Raw genomic sequence first — 12,613 nt, 5'->3', positions numbered from 1 at the left:
ATAATCCCAAACGCATGCTCAATCCCATGCATCTGAAGCACTTTTACAAACGCTTCTTCCGTGGTCATCTTCATTGTGACGCTCTCCCTTGAAATGGTGGTAGGGCGACGCGTTCACTTCGTCCGCCCAAGCAGTTTTCCTAAATCATTTTTAGGCAGCGGATCCCGGTCTCTATAGGGCCAGTTGTCTTGGCTATCTGGCGCCAGATTTCACGGCGGCTGCAATTTCATCCGCGATCAGGGAAATCCCTTCGGGGATGCGCGTGGCCGGGATCGAGCTATAGGCGATCCGATAGAAATTGGTGGGCTGATTGGGGCCGCGGAAGAAGGGCGTGCCGGGTTCAATCAAGACACCCTTAGCGTTGAGCTGCCCGGCCAGTTGGCCCATGTCTACCCCTTCAGGTGCACGCATCCAGAAGGCTGATCCACCAAAAACACCGCGCCCCGCTATGCTTAGCCCTGTATCTTCGATGGCCTGATTCATGACTTCGCGCCGTTCCTGATAGGCTCCTCCCATCCGGCGGATCAGGGCGTCGTAATGGCCCAAAGACAGGAAATAGGCGACGGTGCGTTGGATCAGGCCGGGCGGGTGGCGCAGCACGGCGGACCGCAGTGCGCGGGCTTCGCGGATGAAGGGTTCCGACCCGACCATGTAGCCAAGGCGCAGTCCCGGAAACAGTGATTTCGAGAAACTGCCCACATAGATCACCCGCCCTTCGCGGTCCAAGGACTTCAGCGCGGGTGAGGGGGGCTTCAGGAACGACATCTCGAAATCATAGTCGTCTTCCACGATCACAGCGTCCAATTCCTTAGCACGCGCGAGCAGCGCCTTGCGCCGTTCGATCGGCATAGTGGCGGTGGTCGGGCTGTGGTGGCTGGGCGTCGTGAAGATGACATCGGTGCCGTCGGGTAGTGCCTCGGGCGGTAGGCCGTCGCGGTCAACAGGGATATCAACCAGATGACAGCGACTTTGGGTCAGCACGTCGCGGAGTGAGTAATAGCACGGATCTTCAATCGCAGCGGTACGGCGCTGGGTTAGCAGGATTTGTGCAGCCATCCACAGCGCGTTCTGCGCGCCCAATGTGATCAGAATTTCTTCCGGTCGGGCCAGAATGCCGCGACGCGGAAGGATGTGGCGGGCAATGAATTCGATTAGTTGCGGGTCATCCTGATCATAGTAGTCGCCCATCATCACTTCGTGGTCCTTGTGACCAAGCGCGCGTAGGGCGCAAAGACGCCATGCGTTGTGGTCAAACAGCTTGGGATCGGCTTGACCATAATTGAACGGATATTTCTGTTGCCGCCAGTTTTGCGGTTTCTTTGGTGTGCTGCCACCGGTGAAGTGGTTGCCGATGGCGCGATGCCAGTCGACCTTATCCTCGCCGCGGGCGCGGGGTTGGAAGCTGGGCGGTTCTGGTGCGTTTTCCGACACATAGAAGCCCGAACGCCCCTTAGAGGACAGGTAATCATTCGCCTGAAGCTCGGTATAGGCCAGTGTCACGGTGATCCGACTGACCCCAAGATGGGTCGACAATTTCCGGGTCGAGGGCAGCTTTTCGCCTCGGGGCAGGCGCCCGGACAGGATCGCCTCGGCGATCATTTGCTGGATCTGCGCTTGAAGCGTGCCCTGGGCGTCAGGGTCCAGAAAGAATGTCTCAACAGGTGCTGCCATAAAGGGCACCTTATATTGGACTTAGTTGCGGTGCAATCTGGATATAATCAACTTCTCAGCGATTTGAGGATATCCACGCCGACATTAGCCCCGCATCGCGAAAGCATTCGTCCGGGACAGATCGGCGTTTGGCGCGTGCGATCCGTTCCGCATAGGCCACCTGTTTCGAGGTCGCCCGTGTGTCGCGTGGCTGTGTGGCACGGGCTTTCAAGCGGGCCTGATGCTCGCCAATCCAGCCTGACAGGGCTGCACGATCTTGCGCCACGTCTGCCGGAATGGCCGCGCCAAGCTTTGACGCAATCGCGCGGGCATAGTCCGTCTGTTTCGGCGTCGGGGGCAGGCTTCTGGGCTGGGCCATGGCGCGTTCCTTTGTTCACATCGAGTGAGAACAAATATAGAACAAAATGGTTACTTGTCCAGTCCCACAGGATCACGGGATGGTGAACGCCCTTGTTTTCTTGGTTTCTCAAGCCGCCATGTCAGGTTTGCCCGGACGGCGGGCCATTCCGCCGCGATGATCGAATAGACCGCTGTGTCGCGCAGCACCCCGTTGCCCTGATCCATGTGGCTGCGCAACACGCCATCCAGTTTGGCGCCCAGTCGTTCAATCGCGGCCCGGCTTTGGTGGTTCATGAAATGGGTGCGGAGCTCGACCGCGATACAATTCAAGTCGTCAAAGGCGTAGGTAAGAAGCAGCCGCTTGGCTTCGGTATTCAGCGGGCTGCGTTGGACAGATGTGCGATACCACGTCGATCCGATCTCGACCCGCTTGTTGGTGGCGTCGATGTTCATGAAGGTCGTCATGCCGACTGGCGTGCCGTCTGGCGTCATCACGCAGAAGGGCAGCATTGATCCCGCGTCCTGCAGCGATAGGCGCCGGGTGATTTCGGCCTCCATATCCTCGGGCTTGGGGATCCATGTGTACCACAGGCGGTGCAACTCGCCATCCGCACTGGCTTCTTTCAACGCGGGGGCGTGATCTAGGCTGAGAGGCGCGAGTGTAACGTGAGTGCCGGTGAGGGTGACGGGGGCAGGCCACATGATGCAGATCCTTTTGTTGAACTTGATCGTGATGCGAAAAAGGCGGCCCTGTTTCCAGAGCCGCCTTTGAACTTTTTGACCAGTCCAATTTTACTGGGGTCAGCCAAAGACCTTGGTCAGGGCGTTGTCCACCGCTTCGCAAATGCGGTCGATGTCCTGCTCGGTCGCGATCAGGGCCGGGCTGAAGCACAGCGTGTTGTTGCGGCCGGGCAGCGAGCGGTTGGTCGCGCCGATGATCACGCCCTGCGCTCCGCAATCGGCAACAACGGCACCGACTTCGGCTTCCGAAACCGGTTCCTTGGTCTCGCGGTCTTTGACCAGCTCGGCGCCCAGGAACAGACCCTTGCCGCGCACGTCGCCGATGACAGCGTGCTTTTCGGCTAAAGCGTTCAGGTTCGCCATCATGCGCTCGCCCATCTTGGTGGTGTTCTCCAAAAGGCCCTCGTCTTCGATGATGCGCAGGTTTTCCAGCGCGGCGACGGGACCAGCGGTGCAGCCGCCGAAGGTCGAGATGTCGCGGAAATAGCCCATCGGGTCCGAGGCATCTTCTTTGAACATGTCAAACACGCGCTCGGTGGTCACGCAGCAGGCAATCGCCGCATAGCCCGAGGCCACACCCTTCGCCATGGTGACGAAATCGGGCTTGATGCCATAGTGCTGATAGCCAAACCATGTGCCGGTACGGCCCAGACCGCAGACGACCTCGTCGATATGCAGCAGGATGTCGTATTTCTCGCAAATCTCCTGCACGCGCGGCCAGTAGCCTTCGGGCGCTTCGATGACGCCACCGCCTGCGGTGATGGGTTCAAGGCACAGTGCGCCAACGGTTTCCGGACCTTCGCGCAGGATGACCTCTTCAATCGCGTCAGCAGCAGCGCGGCCGAACTCGGTACCCGACAGATGCTCAAGACCCAGCTCGTGCTTGCGGTACTCCATGCAATGCGGCACGCGGATGAAGTCCGGGGCGAAGGGGCCATATTGCGCGTTGCGCTCGTCCTGACCGCCGGCCGACATGGTCGCAAGGGTCGAGCCGTGATAGTCGCGGTCGCGATACAGGATCTTGGTTTTCTTGCCGCCATAGCGCTTGTGGGCGATCTGACGGATCATCTTGAAGGCTTTTTCGTTCGCTTCCGAGCCCGAGTTGGTGATGTAGACACGGCTCATACCCGGCATCTTTTCGATCAGCTTCTCAGAGAACAGCGCGCCGGGGATCGAACCCGCAGCGGCGGCGAAATAGTTCATCTTCACCAGCTGGTCACGTACGACGTCAGCGATGGTTTCGCGGCCATAGCCCACGTTTACGGTCCAGACGCCACCCGACACGGCATCGATGTATTCTTTGCCGTTCTGGTCCCACACGCGCATGCCTTTGCCTTCAACGATGATGCGGGGATCACCGGTTTCAAAGGGCTTGTGCTGGGTCAGGTGGTGCCAGACATGGGCCTTATCGGCCTCGACTACGTGGCTGATATCGTTTTCTTTGATTTGACCGTCCATGACGTCCTCCGGTGCTGAAGGTTCCCCGTGCGAAGCGGGCCGTGGGAACAGAGATTCTTTGATCAAATATCTTCTCGGAAATCGCAAACGAAAATAGGGCCAGCCCGCTATTAAATTATATCCAGAATTGGGGCGAAGCGACGGGCTAAATGCGGCCTTCGGGCTGGCTACCCCTGAAATATAACACGGAATGCGCGCGAAAGCTGGAAATCCCTGCAGGATTTGCTTAACTGCCCGCATGGCTGGACAAACCGAAATCGTGCTGAATGCAATCCTGACATCGATTGACAGGGGCGAGTTGTCGCCCGGAGAGGCAATCGACGAGAACGCGCTGATCGCGCAATACGAGGTCTCGCGCACACCCTTACGCGAAGCGTTGTTGCGGTTGGAAGCGATGGGTTTGGTCACGCGCCCGCCGCGTAAAGGGGCGGTGCTGTTCAAACCCAGCTTTGAAGAGTTTCTGTCCATCCTTGAAGTGAACGCCCAATTGGAAGGGCAGGCGGCAGGTTTGGCGGCGCGTCGGATCGGGGCCGAGGATGGCGCTGCCCTGATGCAGATCGTCGAGGCCTGCGAGGTCCATGCGCGCGACAAGGGGGATGGCGATCCAAACGGCTACTACGCGCTGAACCTCGCCTTCCACAAGCAGGTGGCTGAGGCCGCGGGGAACCCGTTCCTTCTGGACATGATCAAGATGAACGGGCGCAAGCTGATCGCCTATTACCGCGCCCGATATCGCAATCCCGGCGCGATTGCAGAAAGTGCGCGCGAGCATCGCCAGATTGCCGAGCTGATCCTTGCCCACAAGGTGGACGAGGCGCGCGCCCTGATGACCGAACATGTCCTGTTTGACCGTGTCACGGTCACGGATTTGTTGGCCGCGTTGGGTTAGCCTTGCGCGTTCGCGTGTTCGAAGAACCTGACGATCCATTCCGCAAATTGAGGGCCATCTGCTGGCATCGCCAATGAGGTACGCGCGCGCGCGATCACGTCCGCGGGTTTTTCGTCTTCCAACTCGTCAATCAAGGCCGCGATGAAGTTTGGCGTCATTTCCGGATGGTTTTGCGTGGTGAAGACGTGATCGTCGATGCGGAACCCGCCGATGGGGCAGCCTTCGGAGGTCATGATATTCGTCGCGCCCTCGGGCATCTGGGTCACTTGCTCGATATGCGCACCATACAGACGGAATCGCTGTGCCTCGACCCACGGGGTGGGGGTGCTGATCCCCATCTGAGTCGACCCGAAAACCCAGCCGCCGGGGTTCGCTTCGACCTTTCCGCCAAGTGCTTTCGCAATGGCTTGATGTCCGAAACAGGCACCGAAAAGCGGGGTCTTCTGGGCGTGTAGGGTGCGGATCAGATCTGATAGCGGCTCGACCCACGCGTCTTCATCATGCACCGATGCCGGACTTCCGGTGATCACAAAACCATCAAAAACCTCAAGCTCTTGCGGGAAGTCACCATCCTTTACGGAAAAGGCCACATAGTCCCAATCCGGGCGCTGGTGCGCCAGCAATGTGGTCCACTTCTCGCCGTCCTTTGGGTGCTGATCGGCAAAGCTGCTTTCATCGGTGTTTGCCATCAGAATTGCGATGCGCATGATTTCGCCCTTTACATACTTAACATGTTCCCTAATATATTTATAGACGCGCTAAGTACAATATAAAAACGCCACGGAGGTGCGCATGACCGTTTGGACCCCACAGGATGATGGATTTGCGGATCTGTCCAGCCACGACACCTTTGTGAATGGCGCCCCGCACAACACCTTTGCGCGTCTGCGCCGGGAAGACCCGCTCAGCTGGACCGATTGGGACGGCGGCGAAGGCTTCTGGAACGTGGTGCGCCATGCCGACATCACCGAGCTGAACCGGAATTACGAGCTGATGTCCTCGGCCCGCGGCATTCGGATGGAGGACCAGACCTACGAGGAATATCTGGCCCGCCGGACCTTTCAGGAAACCGATCCGCCCGAACACATGAAGACCCGCGTTAAGGTGGGCAAGGCGTTCTCGCGCCCGGTTGTGGCGGGGTTCGAAGAACAAATCCGCGAGCTGTGCCACCCCATTCTGGACGAAGCGCTTGAAGCGGGCACCTTCGACGCCACCAAGATCATCGCGCGCCAATTGCCGATGATGATGCTGGGCCGGATCATCGGGACGCCGGACGAGGACCTGCCGTGGCTGGTGGAAAAGGGCGATGCGCTGATTGCCAACACGGACCCGGACTTTACCGATCACGTCTTGGACAAGATGGAGACCGACGAATACCGGATGATGCCGTTCAACTCGCCCGCCGGGGCCGAGCTGTTCGACTATGCCAAGCGCCTGATGGAAGAGAAGAACCGTAAGGGAGATACGGATGGTGTGCTGCACCTGATCTTGCAGCCCGACAAGGATGGCAACGTGATGCCGGAGCAAGAGTTCCGTAATTTCTTCTGCCTTCTGGTCGCCGCCGGGAATGACACCACGCGCTATTCAATTGCGGCGGGCATTCAGGCGATGGCGCATCAGCAGGAACTGCTGGGTCAGATGCAGGACGGCGGTGATGTCTGGGCCACTGCGCCGGACGAAATCATCCGCTGGGCCACGCCCGCGCTCTATTTCCGCCGGACCGCAACGCGCGATCACGAGATGCACGGGAAGCAGATCAAAGAGGGCGACAAGGTGCTGTTCTGGTGGTCCTCTGCCAACCGCGATGACGAGGTCTTCGAGGATCCGTTCCGCGTTGACCTGCATCGCAGCCCCAACCGCCACATGTCCTTCGGGCAGGGCGGGCCGCATGTGTGCTTGGGCATGCATCTGGCGCGACTTGAGGTTCGGGTTCTGTTCGAAGAACTGGCGAAACGTGTGAAAATGGTGGAACCTGCCGGGGACCACAAATTCCTGCGCTCGAATTTCGTGGGTGGGATCAAGGAACTGCCTGTCACAATGCAGGCCAAATAACCCCAAAGGGGACGCCCCGGATCGCCGGGCAGGGAGGATACATGAAAGATCGTTTGCGGGCCTTATGGCTTGATCATCTGAGCATTCTGCGCGGCAAATACCTGCCCGGCTCGAAAATTGGCACGGGTGAGACGCGGTTCTGTCGATCCACTTATGGCGTGCATTACGACAAGGACCTTCTGGATGCGCCGGGCGCGATGATGAAGGAAGGTTTGCCGGATATGGAGTTGCGCTGGCGGGCCGAGGACATTCGGGACGGGTGGGAGGCCTCGACGCAGATTGTCATCGGTGACCTGTACGACCAAGACGGCGTGCCGCTGGACCTGTGCGGGCGTCAGGCGTTGAAACGCGCGATTGCGGCGTGGGAAGAACGCGGCCTAACCCCGATGGTCGGGATCGAGCTGGAATGCTTTGCCCTGATGGCCAACGAGATCGGCCGCCTTGTGCCCTATGACGCGCCGGGTGGCGTGGTCTATGGCACAGGACCGTTTACCGATCCGCTGCGGTTCACCGATGACATCTGGGAACGGGCCGAGAAACTGGGCTTCAAGCTCGAAATGATGACGGGCGAGTACGATAGCCCTCAGTTCGAGTTCACGCTGACCTTTGACGAGGCGCTGAAGCATGTGGACGACATCGTGCTGTTCCGTCAGATGGCGCGCGAAGTGGCGCTGGAACACGGGCTGGTCCTGACCTTCATGCCGAAACCGATTGCCGAGGCGGGTGGCTCGGGCATGCATATCAACTATAGCTTCCGGGATCGGTCGGGCGGCAATGCGCTGGACAATGGTCCGGTGGGTGGGCCCGATCACATGAACGATCTGGCGCGCGGCTGTATTTCGGGCCTGATGCATCACCACAAGGGGCTTGCCGGGCTGGTCGCACCCACGACGAACTCGTACCAGCGTTTGCAGCCGGGATCGCTGTCGGGCTATTGGCGCAACTGGGGCGGGGACCACCGCAATGTCACCACCCGGATTTCCGGCGAGGGCGGCGCAAAATCGCGGCTGGAGCACCGGATGGCGGATGCGACGGCGAACCCCTATACGGCAGTGGCTGCGGTGTTGCAGGCGTCACTTCTGGGGCTTGAGAACAACTATCCGCTTGGGTCCATCGAGGGTGGGGACGGGTTCGACCGGACCGAAGCCAAGGACGGCACGGCGGTGAACCTGAAAGCGGCGATGAATGATCTGGAGGCCGACACCGTGCTGGGCGACCGTGTGGGTCGTTTGCTGGTCGACAACCACATTTTCATGAAGCGCAAAGAGGTCATCAAAACCCGCGACCTTGAGGGCGACGGGCTGCGCGATTTCTATGTGAATTTCGTCTAAGCGACACGAAAACAAGGAGATACGAGATGAAAGTAACCTGGGTCTTGCCTGGGGGCGAGGAAGTCGTGGCTGACGTCCAGACGGGCGTGAACCTGATGGAAGCCGCTACAGCGAACAATATCGCAGGCATTCAGGGCGAATGTGGTGGATCGCTGTCCTGCGCCACCTGCCACGTGCATGTGGACGGTAATTGGCTGTCCAAAACAGGCGAGAAAGGCGATTTCGAAGAGGCGATGCTGGACATGGCGGATGGCGAAGTGACCGACGCCTCGCGCCTGTCCTGCCAGATCGAAGCATCGGATGATTTGGACGGTATTCGGCTAATCGTCCCCGTCTAAATCCCGTGTGATCCGCCCATGTGCTACACTTGTCGCAAAGGGAGGATCACATCATGCAACTCGGAGCGTTCTCGGTCAGCCTTGGCGTCAAGGATCTGGCCGCGTCGAAGGTGTTTTACGAGGCATTGGGCTTCACCGCTTATGCCGGCACGGAAGAGCATAACTATCTGATTATGAAGAACGGCGACACACTGGTGGGGCTGTTTCAGGGAATGTTTGAAGGGGCGATGCTAACCTTCAATCCCGGCTGGGATCAGAATGCTACGAATGTGGACCCATTCGACGATGTGCGCGCAATCAAGGCGCAGTTGGCGTCGGCGGGGATCGAGGTTGCGCAGGAACAGGGTGGGGATGAAGGTCCGGGCAGCTTTGTCGTCACCGACCCTGATGGCTTCCCCATTTTGATCGACCAACACAGATAAAGGCCGCCCGATGGGGCGGCCTTCGGTCATTTCTGGAAGGGGTTAGACGGCTGCAAAGCCCGCCTTCAGCGCATTCAGAATGGTCTGCACGTCGTCCGAGGTCAGGACCAGCGGCGGCGACATGATGACATTCGGGCCCGACACACGTACCATCGCGCCGGTCTGATAGGCGACCTCTTGCAGAGTGCCGATGGTCTTCTTGTCGATCGGCGCTTTGGTGGCGGGATCCGAGACCAGCTCCAGCGCACACATCAATCCGTGCCCCCCGCGCACGTCGCCGATGATGTCATGGGCTGCGCCAAGCTCTTGCAGACCGGCGAACAGCTCGGCCCCGCGCGCGGCGGCGTTTTCGTTCACCTTCAGGCGCATGGTTTCTTCCATGCAGGCCACGGCTGCAGCCGCACCGACCGGGTGACCGGAATAGGTATAGCCGTGACCGATGGCAGCGGCGCCGGTCGTGTCTTTTTCAAAGGTTTCAACCACATGGTCGGCAATCATCACCGCGCCGAATGGGAAATAGCCGTTGGTGATTGCCTTGGCAGTACACATGAAATCAGGCTGCACGCCCCAATACCGGCTACCCGACCAACCGCCGGTACGACCGAAGGCGGTGATGACCTCATCCGCGATCAGCAGAATACCGTGCTTCGAGCAGATCTCGCGTACGCCGGGCATGAAGCTTTCATGGGGCGGGATGACGCCGCCTGCGCCCAGAATGGGTTCCATAATCATGGCGGCGATGGTGTTTGCGCCCTGGAATGCGATCTCGTCTTCCATCGCTTGCAGGCAGAGCTGGGCCAAACGCTCGGGGTCTGTTTCGTTGAACGGGTTGCGATAGGTGTAAGGCGCGGGGATGTGATAGCAGCCGGGCAAAAGTGGCTCGTATTGGGTGCGGAAATTGGCGTTCCCGTTCACCGACGCGCCGCCCATATGGGTGCCGTGATAGCCCTTCTTCAGGCTCAGGAACTTGGTCCGACCGGTGTCGCCCTTCACCTTGTGATACTGGCGCGCAAGGCGCAGCGCGGTTTCCACACTGTCCGATCCGCCCGAGGTATAAAACGCCCGCGTCAGCCCGTCCGGCGCGAAGAAGTCGCGCAGGATCTCGGACAGCTCGATCACTTTGTCATTCGTGGTGCCGCGGAAGGTCGAATAATATGGCAGGGTGTCCAACTGCGCGGAAATCGCATCCTTGATCTTCTGGTTCGAGAAACCAAGGTTCACGTTCCACAGCCCGCCCACGGCGTCGACGACCTCGTGCCCGTCGACGTCCTTGATCTTCACGCCAGTGGCGCCAGTGATGATGGTGGGCGGGTTCTGAAGGCTGTCGGCGGGATGCGCCATTGGATGCCAGAGCGAACGGGCGTTCTTTTCTTTCAGAAAGTTGGAATCTTTCATGTCAGCTCGCTTTCTACAGGAGAGTCTGTGGGGTTGATTTTTGGAAAACTGTCAGGCGGGAAGCCCCCAAGCACGCGCGTTGTCCGGCGGGCGGCAAGGGCAAGTTCGGCTTGGATCATGGCACGCAGTTCGTCGGTCATGCGCGAGACCGGGGCCGCGACGGCCATCGCACCGATGCACTGCGATCCGGCGTCGAATATCGGCACGGCATGGGAATAGACATCCCGTTCATAGCCACCAATCGACCATGCCATCCCACGTTTGCGAATCTTCGGCAGCAAAGCTTGAATGGCTGCGGGATCGGTGACGGTTTCGGGGGTGCGCGCGACCAGCGGTTTGCTGAGAATGGCGTCGATGAACGAAGCGGGAGAGAAGGCTAGGACGGCCAAGCCCGAGCCGGTCGAGTGCAGCTCTAGCACCTCAGCATCTTCCATCATCACCATCGTGCCGTGCTTATGCGCGTAGCTGTAGGTGAGGTTGGACAGGACCTCGCCATTCAAGAGTGACATATGGGATGTTTCGCCGGTCAGTTCGCTGAGTTTTGTCAGTTCCGCCAGCGCCAATTCGCGCATCGGAACGGCTTTTTCCCGCAAGGCTGCGAGGCGCAAAAAGGCGGGGCCCAGACGGTATTCACGGCCCGCGCCGACCTGTTCAACGAATCCATGATCCGCCAGTTCGCCCATCAGGCGATAGACGGTCGCCTTGTTCATTCCTGACAAGCGGGCCAGGTCACTTAGCCCGATCTGAGACTGGGCGCGACTGAAATAATTCAGCAATGACAAGGCTTTGGATGCTGTTCCCATTGGGTCTTCCGGTTGGATTCGGCGCCGATCGACAAGCGGCCTGCGCAGAAATTCGTTTACATGTTCATTGTTTTGTTGACAGGAATCACTCCCGTCTGTCAATCTATTTTAAAACCGATGGTTCAAATATTGAACCGATGCATGAATTCTGATCTGACGAAATAGGGAGACCGTCATGAACACCAAATCCATTCTGGCTGGCGCGCTGGCTGTAACCGCAACCATGGTCGCTGCACCCGCGCTGGCCGAGTATCCGGAAAAGCCGGTCAGCTTCATCGTGCCGTGGCCTCCGGGTGATCTGGAAGACGTATTGACCCGCATGATCGCGGAAGACTTTCAGGCCGAGTACGGCGTCTCGGCTGCGGTTGTGAACAAACCCGGTGGCGGCGGCGGTCCGTTCCCCGGCGCGATCGACGTGGCAACTGCGCCGGCGGACGGCTATACCATCGGCAGCTTCGTGCCCGCCGTTCCTGTGATCGGCCATGAGATCGGCATTGACGAGCTGGCCCCGGCCAAGTTCGACCCGATTGGCATCTTTCTGACCTATCCATTCGTCGTCGCAACCTCGGGCGACGCGCCTTACAGCTCGATGGCTGAACTGGCCGACTATGCCAAGGAAAACGACGTGGCACTGGGTCACTTTGGCGACGTGCTGACGCCGACGCAGGTGACTAAGGCCTACGCCAAGAATGCTGGCTTCGAGTGGGGTTCGGACGCAGCCTTTGATGCGCTGGACTGCAACACACTGGCATCGGGCGATGCGGATGTGATCAACACCACGCTGCAGCTGATCCTTCCCTGTCTGGATGACGTGAAGGTTCTGATGGCCGTCACGGACGAGCGCATCAGCCTTGTGCCCGACACCCCCACCATCGGCGAACTGGACGCTCAGCTGAACATCGCCCTGTGGAACGGTCTGTTCGTCACCAAGGACACCCCGGCAGACGTGCGCGAGAAGATCGCAGCCGTCGCGTCGAAAACCGTGATGAGCGAGCGTGCTCAGGCCGTCGCCAAAGAGACCGGCGCGCTGGTCTACTGGATGGATGCCGAAGCCTCGGCCGCACGCATCGCAGCCGATCAGGAAACTGGTGCGGTGATCAGCGGGATCCTTGAGTAATCCCCTCTGATACGACCTTTTGCGGGGCTGGCTTTGGCTGGCCCCGCGTGACGACCA

The 12,613-nt window shown here is 59.4% G+C and carries 13 protein-coding genes; 6 read left to right on the top strand and 7 right to left on the bottom strand.

Annotated elements, in window-relative coordinates; genetic code table 11:
- Positions 1-192: 192 nt before the first annotated feature.
- The 4 genes from Q0677_RS06730 to Q0677_RS06715 all read right to left on the bottom strand — a co-directional run bounded on the left by Q0677_RS06730 (position 193) and on the right by Q0677_RS06715 (position 4,209).
- Positions 193-1,671, bottom strand: coding sequence for a PLP-dependent aminotransferase family protein (locus tag Q0677_RS06730; protein WP_298907469.1), 1,479 nt, complete (start codon positions 1,669-1,671; stop codon positions 193-195).
- Between the two features lie 55 nt (positions 1,672-1,726).
- Positions 1,727-2,029: a hypothetical protein gene (locus Q0677_RS06725; RefSeq protein WP_133486175.1), complete on the bottom strand. Its 303-nt coding sequence runs from the start codon at positions 2,027-2,029 to the stop codon at positions 1,727-1,729.
- Positions 2,030-2,079: 50 nt separating this feature from the next.
- The gene (locus tag Q0677_RS06720; RefSeq protein WP_298907455.1) at positions 2,080-2,712 is read right to left on the bottom strand and encodes a GNAT family protein; all 633 of its coding nucleotides are present in this window, start codon (positions 2,710-2,712) and stop codon (positions 2,080-2,082) included.
- Between the two features lie 99 nt (positions 2,713-2,811).
- Complete coding sequence (locus Q0677_RS06715; protein ID WP_298907453.1) at positions 2,812-4,209, bottom strand: aminotransferase class III-fold pyridoxal phosphate-dependent enzyme; 1,398 nt, start codon at positions 4,207-4,209, stop codon at positions 2,812-2,814.
- 238 nt (positions 4,210-4,447) lie between these two features.
- Here Q0677_RS06715 and Q0677_RS06710 point away from each other — a divergent pair, with 238 nt between their 5' ends.
- Positions 4,448-5,098 carry a GntR family transcriptional regulator gene (locus tag Q0677_RS06710; RefSeq protein WP_298907451.1) on the top strand — a complete coding sequence of 217 codons (651 nt, stop codon included), beginning with the start codon at positions 4,448-4,450 and terminating at the stop codon, positions 5,096-5,098.
- Here the strand turns inward: Q0677_RS06710 and Q0677_RS06705 are convergent.
- Entirely contained in the window at positions 5,095-5,805 is a 711-nt protein-coding gene (locus tag Q0677_RS06705; protein WP_298907449.1) for a type 1 glutamine amidotransferase, read from the bottom strand. The genes Q0677_RS06710 and Q0677_RS06705 overlap by 4 nt on opposite strands.
- Positions 5,806-5,890: 85 nt before the next feature.
- Here Q0677_RS06705 and Q0677_RS06700 point away from each other — a divergent pair, with 85 nt between their 5' ends.
- The 4 genes from Q0677_RS06700 to Q0677_RS06685 are packed head-to-tail and all read left to right on the top strand — an operon-like array spanning position 5,891 to position 9,241.
- Positions 5,891-7,150, top strand: coding sequence for a cytochrome P450 (locus tag Q0677_RS06700; RefSeq protein ID WP_298907446.1), 1,260 nt, complete (start codon positions 5,891-5,893; stop codon positions 7,148-7,150).
- Between the two features lie 41 nt (positions 7,151-7,191).
- Positions 7,192-8,481, top strand: coding sequence for a glutamine synthetase family protein (locus Q0677_RS06695; RefSeq protein ID WP_298907444.1), 1,290 nt, complete (start codon positions 7,192-7,194; stop codon positions 8,479-8,481).
- Positions 8,482-8,507: 26 nt separating this feature from the next.
- Positions 8,508-8,819 (top strand): 2Fe-2S iron-sulfur cluster-binding protein, encoded by a 312-nt coding sequence (locus Q0677_RS06690; protein ID WP_298907441.1) that lies wholly within the window; start codon positions 8,508-8,510, stop codon positions 8,817-8,819.
- A gap of 53 nt (positions 8,820-8,872) precedes the next feature.
- Positions 8,873-9,241 carry a VOC family protein gene (locus tag Q0677_RS06685; protein WP_298907438.1) on the top strand — a complete coding sequence of 123 codons (369 nt, stop codon included), beginning with the start codon at positions 8,873-8,875 and terminating at the stop codon, positions 9,239-9,241.
- Between the two features lie 42 nt (positions 9,242-9,283).
- On the opposite strand, the gene Q0677_RS06680 is transcribed toward Q0677_RS06685, so the two are convergent.
- Both Q0677_RS06680 and Q0677_RS06675 read right to left on the bottom strand, forming a co-directional pair.
- On the bottom strand, positions 9,284-10,636 hold the full coding sequence (locus Q0677_RS06680; RefSeq protein ID WP_298907435.1) for an aspartate aminotransferase family protein: 1,353 nt from the start codon (positions 10,634-10,636) through the stop codon (positions 9,284-9,286).
- Complete coding sequence (locus Q0677_RS06675) at positions 10,633-11,439, bottom strand: IclR family transcriptional regulator (protein WP_298907432.1); 807 nt, start codon at positions 11,437-11,439, stop codon at positions 10,633-10,635. Before Q0677_RS06675 ends, Q0677_RS06680 begins: the two co-directional genes overlap by 4 nt.
- A gap of 175 nt (positions 11,440-11,614) precedes the next feature.
- Between Q0677_RS06675 and Q0677_RS06670 the strand changes: the two genes are divergently transcribed.
- Entirely contained in the window at positions 11,615-12,556 is a 942-nt protein-coding gene (locus Q0677_RS06670; protein ID WP_298907429.1) for a tripartite tricarboxylate transporter substrate-binding protein, read from the top strand.
- Positions 12,557-12,613: the final 57 nt, after the last annotated feature.

This window comes from uncultured Aliiroseovarius sp., assembly GCF_947492455.1.
Classification (GTDB): domain Bacteria; phylum Pseudomonadota; class Alphaproteobacteria; order Rhodobacterales; family Rhodobacteraceae; genus Aliiroseovarius.
This window is presented reverse-complemented; position numbering and strand designations above follow the sequence as displayed.

Excerpts from the sequence above, each read along its gene's own strand:
- Q0677_RS06720 (WP_298907455.1), bottom strand. The coding sequence starts at position 2,712 with ATGTGGCCTGCCCCCGTCACCCTCACCGGCACTCACGTTACACTCGCG.
- Q0677_RS06710 (WP_298907451.1), top strand. The coding sequence starts at position 4,448 with ATGGCTGGACAAACCGAAATCGTGCTGAATGCAATCCTGACATCGATT.
- Q0677_RS06685 (WP_298907438.1), top strand. The coding sequence starts at position 8,873 with ATGCAACTCGGAGCGTTCTCGGTCAGCCTTGGCGTCAAGGATCTGGCC.
- Q0677_RS06695 (WP_298907444.1), top strand. The coding sequence starts at position 7,192 with ATGAAAGATCGTTTGCGGGCCTTATGGCTTGATCATCTGAGCATTCTG.
- Q0677_RS06670 (WP_298907429.1), top strand. The coding sequence starts at position 11,615 with ATGAACACCAAATCCATTCTGGCTGGCGCGCTGGCTGTAACCGCAACC.
- Q0677_RS06715 (WP_298907453.1), bottom strand. The coding sequence starts at position 4,209 with ATGGACGGTCAAATCAAAGAAAACGATATCAGCCACGTAGTCGAGGCC.
- Q0677_RS06680 (WP_298907435.1), bottom strand. The coding sequence starts at position 10,636 with ATGAAAGATTCCAACTTTCTGAAAGAAAAGAACGCCCGTTCGCTCTGG.
- Q0677_RS06700 (WP_298907446.1), top strand. The coding sequence starts at position 5,891 with ATGACCGTTTGGACCCCACAGGATGATGGATTTGCGGATCTGTCCAGC.
- Q0677_RS06690 (WP_298907441.1), top strand. The coding sequence starts at position 8,508 with ATGAAAGTAACCTGGGTCTTGCCTGGGGGCGAGGAAGTCGTGGCTGAC.
- Q0677_RS06730 (WP_298907469.1), bottom strand. The coding sequence starts at position 1,671 with ATGGCAGCACCTGTTGAGACATTCTTTCTGGACCCTGACGCCCAGGGC.
- Q0677_RS06725 (WP_133486175.1), bottom strand. The coding sequence starts at position 2,029 with ATGGCCCAGCCCAGAAGCCTGCCCCCGACGCCGAAACAGACGGACTAT.
- Q0677_RS06675 (WP_298907432.1), bottom strand. The coding sequence starts at position 11,439 with ATGGGAACAGCATCCAAAGCCTTGTCATTGCTGAATTATTTCAGTCGC.
- Q0677_RS06705 (WP_298907449.1), bottom strand. The coding sequence starts at position 5,805 with ATGCGCATCGCAATTCTGATGGCAAACACCGATGAAAGCAGCTTTGCC.